Origin of the sequence: Salinimonas profundi (assembly GCF_014750655.1) — a bacterium.
GTDB lineage: Bacteria > Pseudomonadota > Gammaproteobacteria > Enterobacterales > Alteromonadaceae > Alteromonas > Alteromonas profundi_A.
This window is the reverse complement of the sequence record NZ_JABBXD010000006.1, coordinates 132197-155961: the sequence shown is the minus strand read 5'-3', so window position 1 is coordinate 155961 and position 23765 is coordinate 132197. Positions and strand designations below refer to the sequence as shown.

Genomic DNA, 23765 nt, shown 5'->3' with positions numbered 1-23765 from the left:
AAAGCCCGCGCGGGCATCACCGTATAAGTGTCTGATACAGTTTACTATATTCGTCAGCTGCTGTTTGCCAGGTAAAGCGTGTTTGCATGCCGCGAACCTGCATTGCGCGAAAGCGCTCCGGGTGCTCATAATAGAACAGTAGCGCGCGGCGTATACACGACAGTAACGCTTCAGGCGTCGGCTCTGTAAAGACAAAGCCGGTAGCATTTTCGCCATAATTGAGCGGGTCATAAACAGTGTCTTTTAATCCGCCCACAGCCCGCACAATAGGAATGGTGCCATAGGCGAGGCTGTACATTTGATTCAGACCACAAGGCTCAAACTGAGAAGGCATCAAAAAGAAGTCGGCGCCGGACTCAACCAGGTGCGCATGTTCAGTGCTAAAGCCATTGATAAACGCGAACTGGTCAGGATGCTTATGTGCATATTCATTTAAATCCATGCACACCGACGGATCACCCGTGCCAACAATCACTAACTGAATATTGTGGTCCATCAGGTCGTTGAGAATGGGTAACAAATAACCAAACCCTTTTTGCTCCGTCAGACGGCACACCATGCCCAGTACAGGAACCTCGTCTTTTTCCGGCAACCCTGCGACTTTCTGAAGGGCTGTTTTACAACGCGACTTGGGTGTCAGATTTTCAGCATCAAAATTTGCCGGCAGGTAGGTGTCCGTGGCCGGGTTCCACTGCCCGTAGTCGCAACCATTTAAAATACCGACCAAATCCTGCTGGCGGCCAACAAGTCGATCGTGCAAGCCGTGACTGCCCAGGTTAGTCAGAAGCTCCTGCGCATAATTCGGGCTTACCGTAGTAATTTTATCTGCAAACTCAATCCCCGTTTGCAGCATATTGATATATCCGCCATGTACCTGACTGAGTATTGACGGGTGATGGCGTAAAAACGGAATATCGTCTAATTTGTTAACGCCCTGGAAAGCAGCGTTATGTATAGTGAAAACGGTGCGGGTGTTATCAAAATAACCACTTTTATCGGTGCGCAGCATAAACGGTAGCATCGCGGTGTGCCAGTCATGACAATGCACCACATCCGGGTTCAGTGCCAGAGATTGCATCGCCATCAGGGCTGCACCGCAGAAAAAGCTGAAGCGCTCACCGTTATCCTGATAAGCCTCGTAGGCATTGCTGTACAGACCATCACGGTCAAAGTATTCAGGATAATCGATAAAGTGAATAGTGATGTCATTCCAGCTCAGTTGCCGGACTTTAAAATGATACACCTGACTTTCAGCAAACAGCGTTTGTTGTGGCAGCGACTCAGCCAGCTTATATTCTTCGGCTATCGCTTTGTAATAGGGCATAACGATACTTACGTCATGACCTGATGCTTTGAGTGCCAGAGGCAGCGCTTTGCCAACGTCGGCCAATCCACCGGTTTTAACCAGCTCTTCTACTTCTGATATCGCAAAAACAATTTTCATCTGGCTTCACTCCATGTTCTGGCAGGACGTATGCCACCAAAATCACCGAATACTGACAAAAGCGAGTCAGCGGCCTGTTACATGTGGATAAAAACTAACACACCCCGTGCGCTGCGGCTATCAGACCAACGCAAGATAAACCGAAAACTGCGAAGTTTGTGCCAGTGTCCGCACTTGCCCGAAAGTGTCAGACAGCAGCCCCGGATAAGGCAAAAAGCGGTTCGCAACCATGTGCATGCTGCCTTTTGCGGTTAAAACCTGCTTGGCGTCTGTGATAAAGCGACGGGTTACGCTGTAATCTGTTTTCACACCGGTATGAAAGGGCGGATTAGTCACAATATGGTGAAATTTACCGTTTACGCCGTGCAGCCCGTTGGCTGCAATTAGTGTAGCGGATTGCCCGTTATCCTGCAGCGTTCTGGCTGCGCAGAACAAAGCAAGCGCATTAACATCAAGCAGCGTCAGCGACAGGTGTGGGTACTGCTTTAACAGGCTGGCACCAATGACACCGGCGCCACAGGCAAAGTCGAGAATATCACCGCGCAGTGTAGAGGGGAGCTTTTCCAGCAACAAGCGGGTGCCAGCATCCAGCTCTTTGTAACTGAATACCCCTGGCATTGAGGTTACTTCCCACTCATTGCCTTGTAATTCATATGTCTGCGTATCAAGCCACGGCTCGATGGAAAACGCACCGGGCTCATCAACGTGAATATTTATCAGACTGCAATGACGGGCAGAATCAATCTTGCTGACCGTGCCATACTTTTCAGCCAGTTTTCCCGCGCTTTTAATGCCGCCCTTGTTTTCACCCACCAGATAAATTTGTCCATCGGCAGGCAATACCGCACTGGCCATCTGCAACAACATCGCCAGATGTGCTTTGGATTTAGGTATGTAAATCAGGACATGCGAGTATGTTTTGGTGGTATCTACGAAGGGTGAGAAAGTATGTAAGTGCTTGCTCACCTTTTGCTCGATTGAAAAGCCAGTAGACTGTGAGGCAACATCGCGGCTATCTAACTCGTGCGACTGAATCACCTTCGCACTTTCAGAAAAAATATCGAAATACTGATGCAGAATGTCGGTTTCTCTATCAGCAATTAAATCGCAGAAATAGGCATCTGTGGGATTGATGATTAACCACTGCCCCTCATCAAAAAGGGTAAGGTTGCGCTCCAGCAACTGGCTTTGTGCAGATAACATTAGCTAATCCGTTCGTAAATCAAGTCCCACACCCCATGGCCCAGATTCTGACCGCGGGTTTCAAACTTGGTGATAGGACGGTAATCAGGGCGAGGGACATAATCGCCTTCATCAGCTGTATTTTTATAGCCGGCAGCGTTATTCATTACCTCGGCCATATGCTCAGCATAGTTTTCCCAGTCGGTCGCCATGTGAAAATGCCCGCCAATGGCCAGCTTGCTGCGTACGGTTTGTGCAAATTCAGCTTGCACAATACGGCGCTTATGATGGCGCTTTTTATGCCACGGGTCCGGAAAATAAAGCTGAATTCGCGACAGGCTGTTATCAGGCAGCATGTTATTGAATACCTCAACCGCATCATGCTCCATCACGCGCAGGTTTGTCAGACCCAGTTCACCCGCCTCTGACAAACAGGCGCCGACGCCGGGACGATGTACTTCAATGCCGATAAAGTTCATGTCTGGCGCATTGGCAGCCATCTCTACCAGAGATTTACCCATGCCAAAGCCGATTTCCAGCACTACCGGTGCATCGCGTCCGAAAATCTCTTTCAGATCAACAGGCTCGCCGGTATATTCAATGCCCATCGTGGGCCAGAATTCCTCAAGCGCTCTGGCCTGTGCTTTGGTGGTTCTGCCTTCACGCTTAACAAAACTTTTTACTTTGCTGACGTATACACCAGCCGCTTCTGCTTCTTCCTGACTTTTATACTGACCCATATCCGCACTCAACAACGGTTAATATATAAGATGGCGCGCATTATCCAGCCTGACTGCAACTTTGCAATTAATTCGCCGTGCGCGCGAGTATTTTACACCGATTTATGCAAAATGTGTTGCAGCGCCGAGGCGGTTTCCTCAGGTTTTTCCAGCAGCATCATGTGGCCGGCATCTTCAATGGGATAAAGCGTGCAGTCATTTAGCTGTGCGGCAACGGCGCTGACGACGTCAAACGGCGCAATCATATCTTGTTTTGCCGCCAGCATATGCGTACGGAAAGGCGCATTTCGTAATCCTGCAACCAGGTCTTCACGCGGCGTGGTGGCATGGGTATGTGCTAAAAGCGTACCTTTACCCAAATCTTCGCCCATGTCGGCGACAACACCAGCGACATCGTCCCGCGAGAGGGCGTCAGGATGCACAAATTTTTCCAGGTATTTGGCGCTACGTGGCGTGAAGGGGCCATTTTTTAAAAAGGTAAGTAATTGTTTGCGGCGTTTTAGCTCCTCTACGCCCAGACCCTGAGGGTTGTAACCGATAAGGGTTAGTGATGCGACGTGCGATACGTTTTCTAAGGCCCATTTGCTGGCAATATACCCGCCCATTGAAAACCCTACAATATGCACTTTTTCGTCAGGCAGTACCCGGTCCGCGGTGAGTGCAAGCATATCATCCAGGGAAGTGGCCCACTGCAGCGGCACATAGCGGCGCTGGGCCAGCGACAGCTGTTTCCAGACCGGTAACCAGACGCGCTCATCACAAAGGGTTCCGGGTAAAAATAAAACCGGTTCTTCAAACACCGCTTACTCCGTTCTTGTTAACTGATCATGCAGGCATGGTATCATACCGCTTCTTTACTTCAGTGATACAGGTTTTGCGATTCATGAGCTCATCGTTTGCCGACAAGGTACTGGCCTGGTTTGATTTACACGGACGCAAACATCTGCCCTGGCAACAACAGGTAACGCCTTACAAAGTCTGGGTGTCAGAAATTATGTTGCAGCAGACCCAGGTAACCACCGTTATTCCGTACTTTACCCGCTTTATGCAAAGCTTTCCGGATGTTCAGGCGCTGGCGGCAGCCGATCAGGATGAGGTACTGCATCACTGGACGGGGCTGGGCTACTACGCACGAGCCCGTAATCTGCATAAAGCCGCGCAGGCTATAGTGGATGATCACGGCGGCGAGTTTCCGACAACGCTTGACGAGGTGATGGCGCTACCGGGGATAGGACGTTCGACGGCAGGTGCGGTACTTTCACTGGCGTGCGGGCAGGAGCATCCTATTCTTGATGGCAATGTTAAGCGTGTACTGGCCCGTTATTATGCGGTGGAAGGCTGGCCGGGCAAAAAGCCGGTAGAAAACACGCTGTGGGATTATGCGCAGCGCAATACATCAGCCCAGCGATGTAATCATTATACGCAAGCGATGATGGACTTAGGGGCGATGATTTGCACGCGAAGCAAACCCGATTGCGATCACTGCCCGCTTCAGGATAACTGCCTGGCGTACGCACAGGGCAGGCAGGCAGAGTTTCCGGGGAAGAAGCCTAAAAAAGTATTACCGGTAAAAACCACCAATATGTTTGCCGTGCTTAACGGACCGGCGGTTATGCTGGTGCAGCGGCCATCACAGGGCCTGTGGGGTGGCTTATATGGATTAGTGGAAAGCGAAAGCGATCATCAACAGGTAGCAGCAGAGCTGGGCGTGGATGATTATCAGATAGAAGCCCTGCCAGAATTCAGGCACACTTTCAGTCATTTCCATCTGGATATATCACCGTTTGTGATTATCAGTGCGGCTGCAAAAACGCGCAAGGTCGATGAAGCGCGACAGGTAAAGTGGTTTTCCCTGCATGAACCCATTGAAGTTGGGCTGGCCGCCCCGACTAAAAAGATTATCAGCCAAATTCAAACCATGCTGTAAGTTAAACTTGCAGCCAGTGAAGGAACAACTATGAGCAGAACAGTATATTGCCAGCGACTGGAAAAAGACGCAGAAGGCCTGGATTTTCAACTATACCCTGGTGAACTGGGTAAACGCATTTATGACAACATTTCCAAAGAAGCCTGGGCAGAATGGCAGAAAAAGCAGACGATGTTGATAAATGAGAACAAGCTGAATATGATGGAACCTAATGCACGAAAGTTCCTTGAAGAGCAAATGGTTGCTTATTTGTTTGAAGGGCAGGAACCAACCATTGAAGGGTATGTTCCGCCTGAAAAATAAGCAAAAAAGCCTATTTTGTGCAAAGTCTGTGCAAACAGACAAAGTTTTCAAAAAAGGTGTTGACTTGGAACGCGGAAATCCGTTTAATACGCACCCACAGCGAGAGAGGCAGTTAACGCCAAAACGCTAACCAGTTTTGCCCAGATAGCTCAGTCGGTAGAGCAGTGGATTGAAAATCCTCGTGTCGGTGGTTCGATTCCGCCTCTGGGCACCATCATTGAAGGCCTTGCAGAAATGCGAGGCCTTTTTTGTTTATGCGTTCGTTTAGTCAGTATGGTGCTGGCGGTATGTTGTCTATGCATGGTTTAACGCACATCGCTCATTTTCCCCAGCTTAATATTCATCCGACTCTGCTTCGCTTAAGCCGTTCTGTTTTCTTCTGTATTCCACGCCAATTCAAATTTTCATCAATCTGCTGATAGACGCCGAAATCCGACCAAGAATATAAATTTTATTTGTATCTGCCATTACGCTTATGCGCAAAAACTACCATCTCTATTGGATAGGCGTTTTGTTGTATTTGATGAGTAGCGTGAAATACACCACTTTGTCTTTTCACTTTTATCAGAACGGCTTATCGCGTAATCTTTGAGAAAGAATAAAAGTAAATATCCCAAAGTGGGGCTGGGAATCACATTATTTGGGGATCTATTAATATGTTATGCGTCAAAGGAGTGACCTTGGAGTTTTATCTAAAAAAGTATGGAGACTGGCTTTTTATTCTTGTAGCAATTGTTGCCATAGTACCCAACTTTCTATTTGACACGGTTTTGAATGCGCCTTATCACTGGGCCTTTAAATATCTGTCTATTCCAATCTTTGGCATATCTTTCTACGTTTATTTTTATAAGCTACCAAGATTTCGACGTAAAGCTGGAAAATTTAAAGGTATTGCATGGACTTCAATGGTTGCAGCTTTACTATTACTGTTTAGTGGCGGCTATGTTTTGTTCTTTAATGCTTATGTGGGTAGCCAAGATGAAGTTTATCTAAAAGGTACTGTCGTCGAACTTGATACATATAAAAGTACAAAAGGCGGTATGAGTTACTACGTGTACGTTTCACTTCCGAACTCAAATGAGCCGGTGAAACTGGATGTATCAAAAGCGCACTTCAATACATTTGAAGTTGGTTCAGAGTTCAAGGAAGTCTGGATTCGTGGTTCACTTGGTATTTTGTATCATCGGCGTTAACGCATAACAAACCGCTGTAGTCGGTCGCAAGCTCCCTGGGACAATAACACGTGGGCTCAGTCGCTTCGCTCCAAATTTTAGCCCACGTGTTATTGCCCCTAAGCGGGGTGTTATACGCCAATTGAACACCGCGTGACTTTTAGAGCAAGGATGTTATGTCAATAAAAAGCATACAAAAACTAAAACAGTTCGGTATCTATCAGGATCACACAAACGCCTATGCTAAAGATTTTGGGAAGTACAACCTGTTTTATGGTTGGAACGGGAGCGGTAAGTCTACGCTTTCGGGGTTGTTTAGGTGTATCGAAAATAAATCCACTTCAAGTAAATTTCCTTCTTCGCAATTCTCGGTAAGCATAGACAACGGAACGCTTATCACACAAGCGAACGTGGGAAATGCTGATCTGAATATATATACCTTCAACCATGATTTTATTGACGAAAACATTTCATGGGATAGTGTCGTAAAAAGCATATTGCTTGTCGATAAAGAAAAAATTGAAGAGCGTGAAAAATTAGAAAAGCTAAAAAAAGAACAGGAAGCGGATACTACAGCACACAGCAAAGAAGCTGAGAAAATAAGAAAACTCGAAGGTGCTATTTCAAAGTTTGGAACTGATAGCGCACGGCACATGAAAAGCAGCCTTCAGTCAATTGATACTACAGACCGCTACTATCTTAATTACGACAAACGGAAATTTGAAAAATTTATTACCGACAACCTTGAAGCAAGCAAGTCAGATACCCCGCTTCTTGATGATCAAAAAATTGTTGAATTGACCAATGCGGCCAAGCCTGATCAAAAGTCACCGATTACCTTTAATAAACATTCCATTAACCAAGAAACTTTCAACAAAGCTAAAGAACGTCTTGATGATCTGTTGAAAACTAGCGTTGTCAGCCAAACTATTCAGCGACTTGTCGATCATAGTGATATAAAGTCTTGGATTGAAATTGGTCTTGATCTTCATAAGCGCCACGATACAAATCAGTGTGAATTTTGTGGCAACACCATAACCGAAGAACGTACCAAACAGCTTGAAGCCCACTTTAATGACGACTACAAAGCCTTTCAAACCCGGCTTCAAAGTGCTGATGGCTGGCTTTCCAGCCAATATATTCAACCCCCAATGCTACCTTCCGTAAGTGATTTTTATGACGAATTCAAAAAGCGCTACAGCGAAGCATGTACCACGTTGGAAAAAGCGATTACAGACCTGAACGAAGAAATAACTGTTTGGCACACTGTATTAAAGGCTAAGACAGCTAATCCACTTAAGACTGGTCTAACGATTGAAGTTATCAGTGAATCATCTGTGAAGGCGTTCAATGATGCCATGACCGCTATTGGTGCAGCTATTGACAAGCACAATCACAAGTCAGGGAATTTTAAAGAAGAAACTGACAAAGCTAAAAGGCAGCTTGAACTTCACTATTCAACCACTGAAGTAAAGTCATTCGGTTATCACGACAAGAAAAAAGAAGTGGTTGATCGAATAGCCGCAAATCAAACACTAAAAACAAAAATTGACTCAAGAAACACAGAGATTCGCACACTTGAAGATTCACTATCAAATGAAGGTCTGGGCGCTGACCAGTTCAATGAATCACTTCATAAATTTCTTGGACGAAGTGAATTAACTCTTCGTTTCAATCCGGTTAAAAAAGGGTATGAGATATTGCGGAACGATTCCGTTCCGGCAGAAGGAAACTTGAGTGAAGGTGAAAAAACCGCTATTGCATTTGTTTATTTTGTGACCAAACTAAAAGAAAACGATAACAAGATGGAAAATACTATAGTTGTTGTCGATGATCCTGTTTCAAGCTTTGACTCGAACCACTTGTTTCATGCGTATTCGTTTCTTCGTAGCAATTGTGACAAGGCGAAACAGCTATTCGTATTTACGCACAACTTTACTTACTTCAAATTGATACGTGATTGGTTCGAAGGTGTAAACCGTAATATAAGGAGAAAGAATCCACCTAAAGAACCCAATGCGTTCTTTTATACAATTGAAGCGTCAACAGTCGTTCCACGCCAATCAACATTTAAAGACGCTGACTCTACTCTGGTTAGATACAATTCAGAATACCATTATATATTTTCAAAGCTTAATTTCTACAAAGACAATCCGTCACTTTCACGTGACGAAGCTTTTTTAACAGCGAATCTTGCAAGGAAATTACTTGAATCATTTTTTAGCTTCAAGTTTCCAAAGTACCGAAGTGATATTGCACAGCTAATGAGTTGTGGCTTGAACGGTTGTAAAATCACAGATGAAGCAACCAAAGAAAAGATTTATCGCTTCATAAATAAATATTCTCATAGCGCTGTGATTGAAATCAATGAGGATTCATCAGAAAACTTATTAGGTGAAAGCCAAAATGTCATTGGTGATATATTTACATGGATTCAGGAAGTTGATGACATTCATTACAACGAAATGCTCGAGGTTGTTGCATGATTGGTGTAAAACCGTATAACAAGTCACTGCACTCGGAAACTTTGCTCGCTTCGCTCCCAAATTTCCGGTGAGTTAGGCGTTATGAGTCATAAGGTACATCGGATGTTTAAAGATCTATTCAAGAAAAGAAAACTCGAAGAACCCGAAGAGGAATTAGTGCCGACTCCTACCCCAGCTTTGCTAGCGATTCTCTTAAACAAAGAGCGAGAAAAAGGTTCGCCATTAACTGAAAGTGAAGTGCTTGAGATTCGCGATAATGCTGTATGTATGATGTTGCCAATCTCAGCACGAGATAAAATGGAAGAATCACGAGGGTATCCAGACCTAAACCCAGAGTATGCTTGGGAGCAATGGCAGGAGGCCCGTATTGAACTTAACCAAAACTCATAACAAGCCGCTTAAATTCGTTCCAGCCACACAAAGCGTGGCTTCTACCGAACTCGCTACCGCTCGCCGTTTAGCGGGGTGTTAGAGGGAGCTATGAAAATAAACGAAGCATTGATTCTGGTAGACAGGATCCGAAATCTACCAGAGTTTTACGATAACGTTGAGGCCGCTGTTTGCGGTGTTATTCATCGCTACTACAATGAACTTTACGAAATTGGAAAAATCGAAGCAGAAATAGTAAGTGAAGTGGGGTTTGATGATGAACGCCTTGATTCATTACTTCAGAAAAAAGTAGATATACACGATAAATTTTGGACTAACAGCTCATCGTTTTATAAACCTGTGACTCCCACTAACAATATGCTTTAAACGCAACCTGCAGGGCGGGTTGCTAGGACAAAAACACAATGCTGCGCCGCGATTGTAGAATTGTGTTTTTGTCCTTTAGCTTAAAGTTAGGGTGCAGTGATGAAATGTAGAAATTGCGGAGAATCACTTAGAGATTCGGCTGTTATTGATAAAGTTGAATATTACGTATGTTCTTCCTGTGGTGAAGTAACAGAAGTAGATTTAAATATGAAACAATTAGGATTTAATATTCTTCATCGAAAAGAGAGTAAGGGTATCCATGAATGTTATTCTTCTGACTTCACTATTGAAGGACAATCCCTACTGACAACTTTAGTAACTAAGGCTGACGGCCACCGCGATTTTATGGGTTGCTTCGCAAAAGGCTGGGATAAACTGAATAAGCACAGTTTAAAACAGCTTTTACTTCAGCAACCGCCTGAAACTGAATCTGGTAGAAGTCTTATTTATGTTTGTCCAGAGTGCGCTGATATAGGTTGTGGTGCTTATGGATGCAAAATTTCCAAGGTGGGCCAAGAGTATATTTGGAGTCAATTTGCATATGAGAATGGGTACGAAGAACCACAACCAATCAAGGAGATCGGCCCCTTCAAGTTTACTGCCACCGAATATGAAAATGTTGTCAACAGTGCGCTTGCACTCTAATAAGGCACTTAAATCGCAATTACCTTCGGCAATCGCTGGGATGCAAACGCGCGGCGGCTTCGGCATAATAGCCACGCATTCGCGACCCTTAGCTTGGCGTTAGGTACGCTTGGGATATGAAAATCTTCTCAAATTATGGGTGTGAAATTCTTGAACGAGAAGGCCGTTTTTTTATCCGGTTTGACAGTGGTCAATCCGCTGGAGCCTCATCAATTGAAAAAGAAATATCACATGAGCAAATGCAAAAAGCTAAGGTTTCAGAGCAAGACGCCTACGAAGTTATTTTGAGGTTGGAACAATGATATATGAGAGTCACAGGCATGCACCTAATAAAACGCTCAAGTCGCTCACTTCGTTCGCTGGGACGCAAGCGCACGGCGGCTTCGCCGTTTTCGCCGCACATTCGCGCCCCTCAGCTTAGCTTTATAAGCTCCTATGACAATTGAAGTTATTCGTGAGGCCTGCTGTTCTCAAGATGACCAGGCTGGCCCTCTTTCTATCGAAATAGACATTCCTGAGAAGGCAATGGTCTGGGAGCTGGCTAGGGAAATTGGAGAGGCTAATTTTCTTCAGTTCACTGGAACTCATAGAATCATCGATGTTTATTGCGCCGGAAAGCATCTATTCAGCATTCCGGCTGTTGGTATAAAGGATGGTCGTGTTGAGTACATTGTTGGCCGGAATGATCTAGCCAGCAATTATCTTAGAGAAAACAAGATTCAATGCACCTGGCCCCCCGGATTATAACAAGTGACGGCAGGCGTTAGGTACTAAACTATGTTTACACCTGAATTTGTCAGTGAAGAGCGAGGCGAGTACACACTTGTCGCTAATCACAGTCTTGAGAATGCTGAAGCAATAGAGCTAAGCATTGCTTACAATCGTGCCCGCATCGAATTTGGAGTCTCACAACTGCCAGCACACTTACAAAGGTGCCGTCTCATCTATGACATACGGGGGCAAGTGGTATCAGAAAGTGTGATCAGTCAAATTCGCGAAGCTCTCAGCCATGCCTGTGCTCTGGAATTTAAAAGCTGATGGGAATCCAAGCAATCGTAAAAACTACGAATTTTGAGAGTATCGAATTAGCCTTGGGCGCGACCTTTTCACAAATTGAGGTGTTCCCCCTCGATAATGGTTTATTTGGAGTGTCCATTCCAACAAAAGTCGTTGATACTCTTGGTGAGTACGCTATCTTCGAACAGCTCGCTAAGCTGGAGCACTATGAACTTTGGTCAGGTGAATGGCGCAAACCAAAATCTAGGTGGAAGTTTTGGTGAGCGCGATACCTAACAAGGCGCTTAAGCCGCATTTGGACATAAACATGTGCGCGGCTTTGCCATTTTCGCGCACACGTTTCCACCTCTTAGGTTGGCAATACAAGGCATAAGATAATTCATCATGAAGCTGTATTAGAAAATATTGAATTGAATCCTCTCGGAGAAATTCGAATGGGTTGTGACGCTTATGGCATTTCTATCAAAACAAATTTTGGCGACTTTGATATATTTAAAGATGTACCTATTTTCATTGGCCATACAGATTATTTGAAATGCATTGAACAATCGAAATGTAGTCGTTATTTATGCCTTAAAGGTGCATTCGGCACATATATCTTAGATATCAAAGATCAATCTATAAGTGTTTATAAAACAACATTACGTGGCGCGAATAATGAGTAGAGTGAAGAGCAAGCTATATTCGGTAGAGATAAAGCCCATATCAATGGCTTCTCTAATCATTATTATCTACAATTCCCGTTCGTTCGGAAAAAATCTTTTTACGAAGTGCTTGGAAAATACGAGGCATTGCGCAAAGAACAAATAGAGGCCGCTGTAAATGCCTTGTAAAATATGGCACAAGCCGACCTACACTGCGTTGCTCGTTTTGTGCTTTTTCGCTACGCCCGCACAAAAAAAGCATCTCCTTTCCGGCGCCCTAGCCGGGCGATATAACCCATGAATATGTCAGAATGTCTTATTGAAAACAGAAATAGGCTCATTGAACTTCTAGCTAATATTCCATTCGCGGCTAGCCCTGATGGATGGGAGCGGATAGGTGAAATAGCGATCAGCGGATTTATTGGCTTTGGCTTCGCTAGAAGTAAAACCAACTTAATTCTGGTCGTCTCTACTTCTGGAAGAGCACTCGTCAACTGTGATTCTGCAGAGAAAATTGATCGTGACTACGAGGAGTTCAAAGGAGTTGATGATTCTGGCATTTTTTGCGAAGGAATAGGTGAGATTGCCGGAGAAAAAATTCTTATTGCAGGGCCAAACGGTGGTGGACTTCCGAATAGCACATGTCTTGGAGAAACGTTAAGGCTTTGCTCACCGAATTGGCCTCAACATAGTTTGTACTTCTGTGGTCCCGAGGGAAACCCATTAATAGAGAAATTTCAAAAAAATTGTATCAAGCTTCTAACTGATTTTATTGAAGCATATGGATTTTCTTGGTGTGGGGATTATTTTGCCATAGCAAATAGTGCTAACCTCGAAATCTGGAAGCGGGAATGAGTTATAACGAAAAAATTAAAACGTGCGCTTGGCGCGCTGGGACAGTTATGTCTATGAACTCTGATACCCAAAAAACTTTATATAAAATTGGATGTGCGAAGCATGTCGTACAAGGTGATCTTGAGGGCTTAGTCTTCGGCTGGGTTAAGGTTGTCGCCCATGTTTCTAAAGGTTATCAAATGACCATAGATGATTATTTGAATGATATTGATGGTCGGCATCTTATTCATGTATTTACTGGTCAAGCACCATCTCAATTTACAGCGCCTTACAAACAACGTCTGAAAGCTGCTGACGAAAAATTTATGGCGAGCACAACTGAAACGGTTGGATGTATCTGGGGGGTATGCAATGAGAAAAAGCATCACTGGTCACGCTCCGCCAATTGGTATTATTATCGTAAGCCGATTATTGGTAATAGCGAGTTGACTCTTGAGTAAAGTACCGGTAGCAAGACATAAAAATTAATATGCGGTTCTCAGGGTCTGCATCATTTAAATGTTAGCTTCCTTGAGTCGGAGATTTCGATGAGTAAGTTCATACATAATGAAAAAGGTGTATATCCTACAGATGAACTGGTGGCCGAAGCTAGATGGAAGAAGCACGCAAATCATTTGGATTACTTTTACGGAGATTACTGGTTAATTTACAAGGATAAGGATCACAGGTGCTTTATCGAATTCGACATCGGTCACTTCGCATCCAAATTCATAGTCCGGCAAATATCGCATGACAATTATGTTGCGTTGAAAAAGGATAATAGTCTATATAACAGTCTCATCAGGCAGTTTGCTTGAGTCCGGCAGCTAACAAGCGCGGCAAAAACAACGTTCCTCTACGTCGCGCGCTTTACGCGGGCGTAATGCATTAATAGGGTTGGCACATGGAATCTGACAGAATTTACTTCAAGGACAATCCTTGGCCAGAAGGGCATCCAATCAAGGCGTTCTCATGGTCGGCGAAAGTGGTGGGTGAAGATGTGTGGTTCGATCTGCATCTTGAGTCAGCTGATTACTATGCGGAACGCGATATAGAAGTTGATGAGGATGTCGACTATCCATCTGACTGGGCGGCGCCGATTGTCTGGGGTAATTATCACTCATGCACACTGTCTTCCAATTATTGGCACAAAGGCGGATTTAGGGTGTGCACCGTCGCCGAATACACACCCGATTTTCTGAACGGTCTTGAGGTAGTAGTCGATCCGACCCCCGAAACCCTAAAGGACTGGGACGATCTTGCATTTCATATTTATCTGCTTGGTCATGATGCGGTCGGTAAGCACCGGATCAGGTTTGAGCGGATTGGCAACTCCATGCAATTCAGGATTACGTGGTTGGGTGCGATTGCCCAGGCATATGTGGGAGACTATGAGTTCGAACGCGAGTTTACTGCCTTGGTGGCCGCAGCAGAGTTTCCAGGGCTATCCAGCAGAAGTACATAACAAATTGCTGCACTCGGAAAATTACTCGCTGCGCTCCTAATTGTGCGGTGAGCAAGAAGTCAGATTCCCTTAGAAGTAACATTGATATTGAAGTATCGATTGATGAACTCGCTGCTATGTAAACCTCCCATAAAATAGCGACATACCTTTTTAAAGTTTTTCGGTTTACACAACGAGGCGGTGAGCCTGAGGAAGTTGCCGCCGCAATAGCATGGTTACTGTCAGATGAAGCGTCGTATGTCACAGGGTCGTTTATTGAAATTGCTGGTGGTAAATAAACGGTGATGCCCGGATGTGAACAGTGACTTTATAAGTGTGATGTAAATCAGAAGCTGTCCTTGTTCAGCGCACTCATCAAGCTTTTGCTGCTGGCGCTTGAAATATGAATAATAGTGCATATTGTTGTAAAACAGGGCGATGGTCGTAAAGTTGCTTCGCATGATTAATTTACAGGGAAATCCGATGATCAAATGGGAAGATTTGAGCTGGCAACAAAAAGCGGCGTTCTGGATTGTTATCGGTGTAGTGGGCTGGTTTTCACCGGAGATTGCGCTGCTGTTTCATTTTGGTGGGATTGAAGTTGTTTTTGCGTTTCTGGCATTTTACCTCATTCCTATCCTCAGGCAGATTCAGACTTATTACTTTAAGTTCAGGCAAGCGCTAACCCTCGCCATCGTAACTTACCAGTCAAGTGCTGCTGCAAAACCCAGGGTTTATTTCACGCAAGCAGTGTTTTGCTCTGTCGCTTTTATGCTAACCGGATCTGTCGTGCTTTCCGCGGCATTCCTCATGCCAGGAATGCTTGTGAACGGTTTTTTAACGTAATCTGTGATTAGACGCCCAGCGTCTCTCTACGAACGCATTCTATACAGTTTGTGTTTCACATCATGCCGTTATGCAACAAATATCATTGCTCACAGTCATGTCGGTCAGACGCTGTTCCGATAAGTTTTTACGTAAATTAACATTTTTTCAACATTTTCCTCCCTCCTAGGCCTGTCTTTGTGGATCTCAACAGAATATTCGGCTACGTTTTGTTTATGCGGTAAAGAAAATATACAAGTTGCTGGTGAATAATTTCCTTGATCAACGAGTCGGCGTTATTCATCACAGGACGGCACAGGGAGCACGATATGTTTCAATTTCTATGGAAAAATAAGAAAAAGAAAGTTCATTTTTTACACGTAGGAAAAACCGGCGGTAGCGCTATAAAATCCGTGCTGAAGAAGTTTCAGGAAACACCGGAATACTCAATCGAACTGCATGGACACAGTGTATCTTTAAAAGATATCCCTAAAGGCGAGGCGGTAATCTTATTTCTAAGAGATCCTGTCTCCAGGTTCGTCAGCGGGTTTTACAGCCGACAACGAAAAGGTCAGCCAAGGTACTATTCTGAGTGGAGTCCGAAAGAAAAAAAAGTATTTGAGCAATACGCGACACCCAACGATGTGGCGATGTCGCTTGCGCAAAAGCAGCCTTCAGCGGTTGCGGCAATGGATAGCGTAAAGCATTTTAGTCACTACCATAACTGGTATGTAGACCTGGATTACTTTAACTCCCGCGCCGATGATATTTTGTTCATAGGGTTTCAGGAATCGTTGAACAGTGACTTCGACAAACTAAAAGATTTGTTAGCGCTTCCCGAGGGCATTGCGTTGCCAAAAGATGGCGTTGAAGCACATAAAAACCCGGCCAATCTGGATAAGTCTATCGAAGAAGAGGGGGTTTGTGCATTAAATGAATGGTATGAGGAGGACACCCGTTTTATTCATCTGTGCAAAAAAATGATGTCAGAGAAATTGCCGTCAGCCGTACAGTAAATCCTTACTAACGGTATTAGCCCTTTCGCCGATTTATGATGGTGTATACCGATTTTTCTGGTTGAGCTTATCTAATTTCACTTCTCGTAGCGACCCGAATTTTTTTGTGATTAATTGTGGCAAATGTATTTCTGACCAATAGGTTAGGGTGATTTGTGACTACAATGCAATTTATGACTGATTTGATAGCGTCATGGATCGTTTTCTGCGGCGTTGCTGCTACCTCAGTCGACCAACAAACACTGAATGAAGCAGACTCTAAGAATGATCAGTGGCTCGCTCACGGCAAAAATTACAGCGAAACCCGTCATAGTCCCCTGAAACAGATAAATACCGACACGGTAAAGGATCTGGTATTACTGAATAAAACGGTACTGCCGGACTGGCGAGGTGTTGAGGCTACACCACTGCTGATTGATGGCATAATTTATGTCACCGGCCCCTGGAGTAAAGTCTTCGCCGTTGATGCTAAATCCGGTGAAATTCAATGGTCCTACGACCCTGAAGTTCCCCGGCAGGCAGCAATTAACGGCTGCTGTGATGTGGTTAACCGTGGCGTTGCTGCGTGGGACGATAAGCTATTTTTTGGCACTTTCGATGGCAGACTTATCGCGCTCGACAGAAAGACCGGCAAAAAAGTGTGGGAGCAGCTAACGGTTGATAATAGTAAACCATACACCATCACAGGTGCGCCGCGGGTTGTAAACGGGCTGGTGTTTATTGGTAATGGTGGTGCTGAGTTTGGTGTGCGAGGCTATTTCTCCGCCTACGATGCTGACTCCGGTGAAATGCAGTGGCGCTTTTATACGGTGCCGGGAAACCCGGACGAAGGCTTTGAGAATGAAGCGATGCGCAAAGCCGCCGATACCTGGACCGGACAATGGTGGAAGTACGGCGGGGGCGGTACGGTCTGGGATTCAATGGCCTATGATCCTGAGCTTGATCTGTTGTATGTCGGAACGGGTAATGGCTCACCCTGGGATCGTCACCAGCGCAGCCCTGAAGGCGGCGATAATTTATATCTCTCATCTATTCTTGCCATTGAACCTAAGACCGGCGAGCTGAAATGGCATTACCAGACAACGCCGGGCGATTCCTGGGATTTCACTGCGACCCAGCACATGATTCTGGCGGATATTGAAATTGAAGGACTGACTCGCAAAGTACTGATGCAGGCCCCTAAAAATGGCTATTTTTATGTTATCGACAGGGTCAGTGGAGAGCTGATCAGTGCTGATGCGTTCACCTACATGAACTGGTCTACCCACGTTGATAAGCAAACGGGAAAACCGGTAGAGGCGGATTTTGCGCGTTACAGTGAGGTCAATGCGCAGATAGTCCCAAACTATGATGGTGGCCATAACTGGCACCCTATGGCTTATAACCCTGAGCTTGGTTATGTTTTTATACCTGGCCGGGATACCGTGTCGTTTTACGGGCGGGATCTGGACTGGAAATACAACGAGCGTGGATTTGGTACTGGCGCCGGGTGGAATCTGGCAACGGGAAATCAGGCTGACAAGCCGGATATTTATGATAAGAAGGCACCCCAAAAAAGAGGCTTTCTGAAAGCCTGGGATCCGGTTAAAGGAAAGCCCGCCTGGACGATTGACCAGCACGACTCATGGAATGGCGGGGTTCTGTCCACCGCCGGTAACCTGGTATTTCAGGGAACATCTGACGGTCATTTAAAAGCGTACGATAGCCGTAACGGTAAAGAGGTATTTAGTTATGACGTGGGGGTAGGCATCCTGGCCCCACCCATTACCTACATGCTCGATGGTACGCAGTATGTCACCGTAGCTGCCGGCTGGGGCGGTGGATACGGTATGAAGAATATTCTTACCGATAAGTTGCGATCAGACCTGGTGTTAACGTTCAGGTTGGCTGTCGACAGTAAAGAAAGCAAGGTGAAAGTGCTCCATGGAGAAAATCAGGTAGCTTTTCATCGGTATGCCCCCAAAAATGCGCCAATACAGCCAGGGCCGAAGGTAACAATATCCAAAAAAACATTCCTTCAGGGAGAGACTGTTTTCAATACAAACTGCGCGGTGTGCCATGTGGTTGACGATAGCCGGGGTGGGATAGCGCCAAATCTGCTAACCAGTCACATGATTGAAAAGCAGGTTTTGCCAGTGGTCATACTTGATGGCGCGTTGCAAAGCAGAGGAATGTCATCGTTTGAAGGCAAGCTTAAGCGCAGTGAGGTAGAGGCGCTGAGTGGCTATCTTAAAACGCTTCAGCAGCAGAAGATAGGCGATAAACCCTCAAGCCGGTAATGCGCAGGCTTGTGCAACGACGGGTAACGGATTACCTGTTGCTGCACAAACTGACAATTAAAGGCGGGGTAACGCTTTTTCAGGCGGTGTTATTGCCCCGGGATAACCTATAACAAAGGCAGCCACCTTTGCGGCGTATTTTGCAGCACTGACCGGATCTGCACCCTTACCGCGGGCGGCCAGGTAGCCTGCGTTAAAAGCATCGCCTGCCGCAGTCGTATCAATAACAGTTTCTACTGGCTCAACAGGCACAGACCAGCTATCGCTCTGTGTATTAACGACAACTCCGTATGCCCCGTGCTTTATAACTTGCTCATCAATAGAAAACCGGGACAAATGCGTAACAATTTCGCTGACAGATTGGTGGGCGTATAGCTGGGCGTGATCATCCACACCGGATAGCGCGATGTCGGCCATAGCATAAAAGCGATCGGCCCACTGCCTGGCGTGGTCAGGGCTTTTCCACAGCGCAGGCCGATAATTGAGATCAAAGACAATTTTGCAGCCGCGTTGGCGCAGCGCTGTCAGCTTATCCACTAGCATATGACGTTGCGTATCATCAAGGATGGCCACGGAAATACCGCTGAGATAAAACAGATCAGTATCAGGTAACTCGCCATCGACGCTATGCAAGGTTTGAGTGGCTGCCGATTCACTGCGCCAGTAGGTAAAACTGCGCTCACCGGTGTTATCGGTATGCACCATATACAGACCAAGATGCCGGCTGGCAGAGCGGTGAACCAAATCAACACCAAGCTTTTCCTGTTGCATAAAATGATAAAGTTCGTCGCTTTGCTCATCACTGCCGATAGCGGTGAGGTAGTGCACCTCTAACACAGGTGCACAGCGTTTAAGATAGACGGCAGTATTGAAGGTGTCGCCGGCAAAACTTTTAGCCAGCTGATGGGCGGACTGTGTCACTAGCTCTATCATGCATTCGCCGAATATAACGATGTGATTCATGGCACGGATTCCGGTGTTCATTTAAACGCGTGTAGGTTTACTGACATAGTGCGGTCAGCTGTGTGGATGCATTCTGCTTATCGATGGTCGCGACAATTGCCAACTGCGCTAATACAGTCTTGCGAAAATCAGTATGCTGCGTCAAATCACCAAAGATACGCGAATCGTCCAACAGGGCGTTTGCCACCCCGGACGCCTCTCCGTCATGATTTTTCACGACACCAATAAGCATATCGTCCATCGGATCCACAAGCTTTTTGTTCGTCTGCACTGAACGGATAACAAATATTATCCAGGCCGCTACCGTTGCCGATAACAGATGAATGCTGCGGTTGGCGGCCAGATTATCTTTCACGGTATTTAACAGGCGGGGCGGCAGTTTTTGCGACCCGTCCCAGGCAATCTGCGACAGTAAATGCTGAATATGCCGGTTTTTAAAACGCGTCAATGTCTGTGCGACATAGTGCTCAGGGTTCAGCGCATCACTGGCATCAACCGTAGGCAAAATTTCTTCTTCCAGCAGCTTATTCAGAAACGTATACATTGCGTCGTGGGAGACTGCCTCATATACCGTTTTCAAATGACAGAGTGAGCCTAAGTAAGCAAGGGCAGAGTGGCTGCCGTTCAAAATACGAAGCTTGGCTTTTTCAAACACCCGGACATCATCAGTAATAATGGCGCCTGCGTTCTCCCAGGAAGGGCGCGGGCCACTGAACTTGTTCTCAATAACCCACTGGCTGAACGCTTCGCGCTGGACCGGCCAGGCATCGTCAAGACCGGTGGCTTGCCGGCTGGCGTTTTGTAAATCGTCATCCGAGGCCGGCGTGATACTATCCACCATGGTGTTGGGAAAACTGACGGTATCTGTAATCCACGCACTGAGCGCCTGATCTGATTTGTCGGCAAACAATTGCACTGCGCCGCGCAGCCTGTCACCGTTATCGGGTAAATTGTCGCAGCTGATGACCGTTAATTCTCCGATGTTTTTATTCATGCGTTGTTTCAGCGCAGCAGTTAACAGGCCAACCGCTGAAACAGGCTTGTCAGGCTGGACAAGATCGTGACGAATATCGGGGTGCTTAAGGTTAAGAGTGCCATCATTGTTGAGGCAATACCCTTTTTCGGTAATCGTCAGCGAAATAATATGGGTTTGCGGTGATGTCATTCTGGCCATCACCTGCTCGCGTTCCTGCTCCAGCACCAATACTTCTTTGAGTGCACTTACAACGATCGTTTGCGGAATGTTATCCAGGATCATTAAAGTATACAGATTGTCCTGCTGGCCTAATGCTTCTTTTAAATGCGCACTGCGCAGTGAAACCGCACTGATACCCCAGCGTCCCTCTGTATCAGCCTGTTGTGTGTAAATGGCCTGATGTGCACGATGAAACGCGCCGGGACCAAGGTGGACAATGCCGATTTGTGTAGAAGCAGGATCAACACTGGCAGTGGCTACATTATCAGGTAGCTGCTTCAGAGTTTGGTAAGATAGTCTGGTCATTATGCCTCCAGCTTATACGCCTTTTTGGCGAGCGTGTAAGTAAGTTGGCGAGCAACCCTGAACGCCTCATTTTCACTTAGCCGGTGCTCGGCGACCAGCTGAGCCAGAAATCGACAGTCAATGCGTCGCGCAACATCATGGCGGGCTGGAATAGACAGAAACGCACGGGTATCATCATTGAAGCCCGCAGTATTGAAAAAACCTGCGGTTTCAGTGGTCTGGTGGCGAAAACGAAGCATGCCTTCCGGACTGTCGTGAAACCACCAGGCCGGGCCCAGCTTCAGGCAGGGGTAATGGCCAGCCAGCGGTGCCAGCTCCCGAGAGTACGTTGTTTCATCAAGCGTAAACAGAATAATCGAAAGCCCCGGTTCATTACCGTATTTGTTTAACAGCGGCTTAAGAGCATCGACAAAATTCACCGCAACAGGAATATCGTGCCCTTTGTCACCACCGAACTGTTGATGCAAAGGCACATTATGGCTGCGATGGGATCCCGGATGGATTTGCATAACCATGCCATCTTCCACACTCATTCCCGCCATCTCGGTCAGCATCTGAGCGCGAAACAGTTCTTTATCGGCGCTGCTGGCTTGTCGGGTCAGCACTTTTTCAAACAGGGTCTCGCATTCATTTGTGGACAAGTCCGCCGTCAGTGCAGTTGGGTGGCCGTGGTCGGTGGCGGTAGCCCCGTGCGCTCTGAAGACTTCCCGCCGCTTTCTGAGCGCATTAAGATAGCCGGCCCAGGACATGGTGTTTTCACCGGTTAGCGCGCCTAGTTTTTCAATATTTCCTGCAAAATCATCCCGCGAGGCATCTACTACATCATCGGGTCGAAATGTTGTAATTACGCGCTTTTCCCAGCCAGAGCCCTGTAACTGCTGGTGGTGTGTTAACGGGTCCAGCGCCCCTTCGGTGGTCGCAATCAGCTCGATGTTAAAACGATCCATCAGTGCACGGGGCTTGAAATTCGCCGTAGCAAGCTCTGCGGTAATATGGTCGTAATAGGCCATCGCATTTTCACTGCAAAGCATTTCCTGCATGCCGAACACATCATGAAAAACTGTATCCAGCCACAGTCTTGAAGGCGTAGCGGCGAACAAATAATAGTGGTCTGCAAATATTTTCCAGGCCTTACGGGGATCCTGCTCAGATGGTTTCCCGTCCACGCGCGCAATGCCCAAAGACTCGAGACTTACCCCCTGACTGTACAACATTCTGAATACGTAATGGTCGGGCGTAATAAACAGTTCGGTTGCGTTAGTAAAGTTGTCGTCATACGCAAACCAGCGCGGATCAGTGTGACCGTGCGGGCTGATAATGGGTAACGCTTTCACAGAGTTATACAGCGCTTTTGCGATATCGCGGGTTGGTTTATCTGCCGGAAAAAGCCTGTCTTCATGCAATAAAATCGGTTCCATCACGTCCTCTTATCATCTGGTGAAGCGGGGAAAAGCATCAAATAATTATTAATGCCACCGGTGGCATAATAGGAGCAGAAAAATTCCTTATCAAGAGAAATCTGACTTTTTGCGGGTGGATTCGCGCACAATTAACTGCGCTTTAACTGGTTGTGTGGCGATGTTGTCGGCAGGCAGATTCTCAATCTGAGCAATAAGCTTTTGCGCTGCGATGGCGGCCATGTCACGCACCGGCCGACGTATGGTTGTCAGTGACGGGAGCATACGGGCGGCCATAAGGTTGTCATCAAACCCTACTACTGACAGCGACTGCGGAATATTGATTTTCAGATCGTGCGCAGCCCTGATAACGCCAATAGCCATATCATCGTTATTGGCAAAAATGGTATCCAGTATTGGATCCTGCGTTAATAATGCCCGACCGCAGGCAATACCACTTTCATAGGTGTTGTCTCCCTCAATGATTCTGTTGTCAGGAAGGGGGATACCTTGTTTGTGCAATGCCTGGCAAAATCCTTCTAATCGCTCGGTGGTCGACGAATACGCGTTAGGGCCACTGATTACTGCTATGTCTTTATGCCCCTGAGCCACCAGATAGCGGGCTAAATCAGCCACTGCGTGGCGATCATCGGAAATAACCATTCTGTATGGCTCATCCAGTGCGACAGAGGCCATGCGAACGTAATTAACACTGTGACGATTAAATGCGTCGGCGAGCGCTGCAGACTCAGAAACCGGTGGCAGTACAATAACCCCGTCTACATTTGAGCGGTGTACGAATCCGGTACAGTTATCAACAAATCCGGCATCCTGATAGCTGCAGGGGTGAACGATAAGTTCATAGCCTTTTTCGGTGATTACCTGTAGGACACCCTCCTGGACCTGATCAATATAGAACGTGCCCGGGTTATCATAAATAATACCCAGCAGGTAAGAGCGTCTCACTGCCAGACCGCGCGCTTTTTTATCCGGCGAAAATCCCTGTTCCCTGATAATTTGCTGAATATTTTCACGGGTCTTCGCATTTACATTTGTCGCCCCGTTAATCACTCTTGATACAGTACGTTTGGAAACGCCTGCTTGTTGGGCAATGTCATTGATAGTGGGACGTTTTTTCATGGGTTACCGCAGCACGCCAGAGAAATTAATAATGGAGAAGCCTATCGTGC

25 protein-coding genes, 1 tRNA gene and 1 pseudogene are annotated in these 23765 nt (G+C 46.3%); 19 read left to right on the top strand and 8 right to left on the bottom strand.

Going from position 1 to position 23765, the window contains the following annotated elements:
- Positions 1 to 16: 16 nt before the first annotated feature.
- The 4 genes from glgA to HHX48_RS11870 all read right to left on the bottom strand — a co-directional run bounded on the left by glgA (position 17) and on the right by HHX48_RS11870 (position 4166).
- Positions 17 to 1444, bottom strand: coding sequence for a glycogen synthase GlgA (glgA, locus tag HHX48_RS11885; RefSeq protein WP_191025368.1), 1428 nt, complete (start codon positions 1442 to 1444; stop codon positions 17 to 19).
- Between the two features lie 120 nt (positions 1445 to 1564).
- Entirely contained in the window at positions 1565 to 2647 is a 1083-nt protein-coding gene (locus HHX48_RS11880) for a class I SAM-dependent methyltransferase (RefSeq protein ID WP_191025366.1), read from the bottom strand.
- Positions 2647 to 3366 carry a tRNA (guanosine(46)-N7)-methyltransferase TrmB gene (trmB, locus tag HHX48_RS11875; RefSeq protein ID WP_191025364.1) on the bottom strand — a complete coding sequence of 240 codons (720 nt, stop codon included), beginning with the start codon at positions 3364 to 3366 and terminating at the stop codon, positions 2647 to 2649. Before trmB ends, HHX48_RS11880 begins: the two co-directional genes overlap by 1 nt.
- 92 nt (positions 3367 to 3458) lie before the next feature.
- The gene (locus HHX48_RS11870; protein WP_191025362.1) at positions 3459 to 4166 is read right to left on the bottom strand and encodes an alpha/beta fold hydrolase; all 708 of its coding nucleotides are present in this window, start codon (positions 4164 to 4166) and stop codon (positions 3459 to 3461) included.
- An 83-nt stretch (positions 4167 to 4249) separates the two neighbouring features.
- Between HHX48_RS11870 and mutY the strand changes: the two genes are divergently transcribed.
- The 19 genes and pseudogenes from mutY to HHX48_RS11775 all read left to right on the top strand — a co-directional run bounded on the left by mutY (position 4250) and on the right by HHX48_RS11775 (position 18714).
- A complete protein-coding gene (gene mutY / locus HHX48_RS11865; RefSeq protein ID WP_191025360.1) occupies positions 4250 to 5293 on the top strand; it encodes an A/G-specific adenine glycosylase in 1044 nt (347 codons plus the stop codon).
- Between the two features lie 30 nt (positions 5294 to 5323).
- Entirely contained in the window at positions 5324 to 5596 is a 273-nt protein-coding gene (locus HHX48_RS11860) for an oxidative damage protection protein (protein WP_139754940.1), read from the top strand.
- A gap of 138 nt (positions 5597 to 5734) precedes the next feature.
- Positions 5735 to 5810, top strand: a tRNA-Phe gene (locus tag HHX48_RS11855).
- A 466-nt stretch (positions 5811 to 6276) separates the two neighbouring features.
- Positions 6277 to 6789 (top strand): hypothetical protein, encoded by a 513-nt coding sequence (locus HHX48_RS11850; RefSeq protein WP_191025359.1) that lies wholly within the window; start codon positions 6277 to 6279, stop codon positions 6787 to 6789.
- A gap of 155 nt (positions 6790 to 6944) precedes the next feature.
- Positions 6945 to 9254, top strand: coding sequence for an AAA family ATPase (locus HHX48_RS11845; protein ID WP_191025357.1), 2310 nt, complete (start codon positions 6945 to 6947; stop codon positions 9252 to 9254).
- 102 nt (positions 9255 to 9356) lie between these two features.
- Entirely contained in the window at positions 9357 to 9644 is a 288-nt protein-coding gene (locus HHX48_RS11840) for a hypothetical protein (protein WP_223858319.1), read from the top strand.
- Positions 9645 to 9734: 90 nt separating this feature from the next.
- Positions 9735 to 10010 carry a hypothetical protein gene (locus HHX48_RS11835; RefSeq protein WP_191025355.1) on the top strand — a complete coding sequence of 92 codons (276 nt, stop codon included), beginning with the start codon at positions 9735 to 9737 and terminating at the stop codon, positions 10008 to 10010.
- A gap of 99 nt (positions 10011 to 10109) precedes the next feature.
- Positions 10110 to 10655: a hypothetical protein gene (locus HHX48_RS18750; RefSeq protein ID WP_223858317.1), complete on the top strand. Its 546-nt coding sequence runs from the start codon at positions 10110 to 10112 to the stop codon at positions 10653 to 10655.
- Between the two features lie 116 nt (positions 10656 to 10771).
- Positions 10772 to 10957, top strand: a complete 186-nt coding sequence (locus tag HHX48_RS11825; protein ID WP_191025353.1) for a hypothetical protein — start codon at positions 10772 to 10774, stop codon at positions 10955 to 10957.
- Positions 10958 to 11090: 133 nt separating this feature from the next.
- The gene (locus HHX48_RS11820) at positions 11091 to 11402 is read left to right on the top strand and encodes a hypothetical protein (RefSeq protein WP_191025351.1); all 312 of its coding nucleotides are present in this window, start codon (positions 11091 to 11093) and stop codon (positions 11400 to 11402) included.
- Between the two features lie 30 nt (positions 11403 to 11432).
- On the top strand, positions 11433 to 11693 hold the full coding sequence (locus tag HHX48_RS11815) for a hypothetical protein (RefSeq protein ID WP_191025349.1): 261 nt from the start codon (positions 11433 to 11435) through the stop codon (positions 11691 to 11693).
- The gene (locus HHX48_RS11810) at positions 11693 to 11935 is read left to right on the top strand and encodes a hypothetical protein (RefSeq protein WP_191025347.1); all 243 of its coding nucleotides are present in this window, start codon (positions 11693 to 11695) and stop codon (positions 11933 to 11935) included. Before HHX48_RS11815 ends, HHX48_RS11810 begins: the two co-directional genes overlap by 1 nt.
- 678 nt (positions 11936 to 12613) lie before the next feature.
- Positions 12614 to 13171: a hypothetical protein gene (locus HHX48_RS11805; protein ID WP_191025345.1), complete on the top strand. Its 558-nt coding sequence runs from the start codon at positions 12614 to 12616 to the stop codon at positions 13169 to 13171.
- Complete coding sequence (locus HHX48_RS11800) at positions 13168 to 13611, top strand: hypothetical protein (RefSeq protein WP_191025343.1); 444 nt, start codon at positions 13168 to 13170, stop codon at positions 13609 to 13611. The genes HHX48_RS11805 and HHX48_RS11800 overlap by 4 nt, the downstream gene beginning before the upstream one ends.
- 443 nt (positions 13612 to 14054) lie before the next feature.
- Positions 14055 to 14615 carry a hypothetical protein gene (locus HHX48_RS11795; protein WP_191025341.1) on the top strand — a complete coding sequence of 187 codons (561 nt, stop codon included), beginning with the start codon at positions 14055 to 14057 and terminating at the stop codon, positions 14613 to 14615.
- A gap of 170 nt (positions 14616 to 14785) precedes the next feature.
- A pseudogene (locus HHX48_RS11790) lies at positions 14786 to 14893 on the top strand (SDR family oxidoreductase); the annotation flags it as partial.
- A 160-nt stretch (positions 14894 to 15053) separates the two neighbouring features.
- A complete protein-coding gene (locus tag HHX48_RS11785) occupies positions 15054 to 15440 on the top strand; it encodes a hypothetical protein (protein WP_191025339.1) in 387 nt (128 codons plus the stop codon).
- 308 nt (positions 15441 to 15748) lie between these two features.
- Positions 15749 to 16435 (top strand): sulfotransferase family 2 domain-containing protein, encoded by a 687-nt coding sequence (locus HHX48_RS11780; protein WP_191025337.1) that lies wholly within the window; start codon positions 15749 to 15751, stop codon positions 16433 to 16435.
- Positions 16436 to 16608: 173 nt separating this feature from the next.
- A complete protein-coding gene (locus HHX48_RS11775) occupies positions 16609 to 18714 on the top strand; it encodes a PQQ-dependent dehydrogenase, methanol/ethanol family (RefSeq protein WP_191025335.1) in 2106 nt (701 codons plus the stop codon).
- 57 nt (positions 18715 to 18771) lie between these two features.
- Here the strand turns inward: HHX48_RS11775 and HHX48_RS11770 are convergent, their stop codons facing one another.
- The 4 genes from HHX48_RS11770 to HHX48_RS11755 all read right to left on the bottom strand — a co-directional run bounded on the left by HHX48_RS11770 (position 18772) and on the right by HHX48_RS11755 (position 23715).
- The gene (locus tag HHX48_RS11770) at positions 18772 to 19677 is read right to left on the bottom strand and encodes a sugar kinase (RefSeq protein ID WP_191025333.1); all 906 of its coding nucleotides are present in this window, start codon (positions 19675 to 19677) and stop codon (positions 18772 to 18774) included.
- Positions 19678 to 19714: 37 nt separating this feature from the next.
- A complete protein-coding gene (locus HHX48_RS11765) occupies positions 19715 to 21178 on the bottom strand; it encodes a mannitol dehydrogenase family protein (RefSeq protein ID WP_191025331.1) in 1464 nt (487 codons plus the stop codon).
- Positions 21178 to 22596, bottom strand: a complete 1419-nt coding sequence (gene uxaC / locus HHX48_RS11760) for a glucuronate isomerase (RefSeq protein ID WP_191025329.1) — start codon at positions 22594 to 22596, stop codon at positions 21178 to 21180. The genes HHX48_RS11765 and uxaC overlap by 1 nt, the downstream gene beginning before the upstream one ends.
- 90 nt (positions 22597 to 22686) lie before the next feature.
- Positions 22687 to 23715, bottom strand: coding sequence for a LacI family DNA-binding transcriptional regulator (locus HHX48_RS11755; RefSeq protein ID WP_191025327.1), 1029 nt, complete (start codon positions 23713 to 23715; stop codon positions 22687 to 22689).
- Positions 23716 to 23765 lie beyond the last annotated feature (50 nt).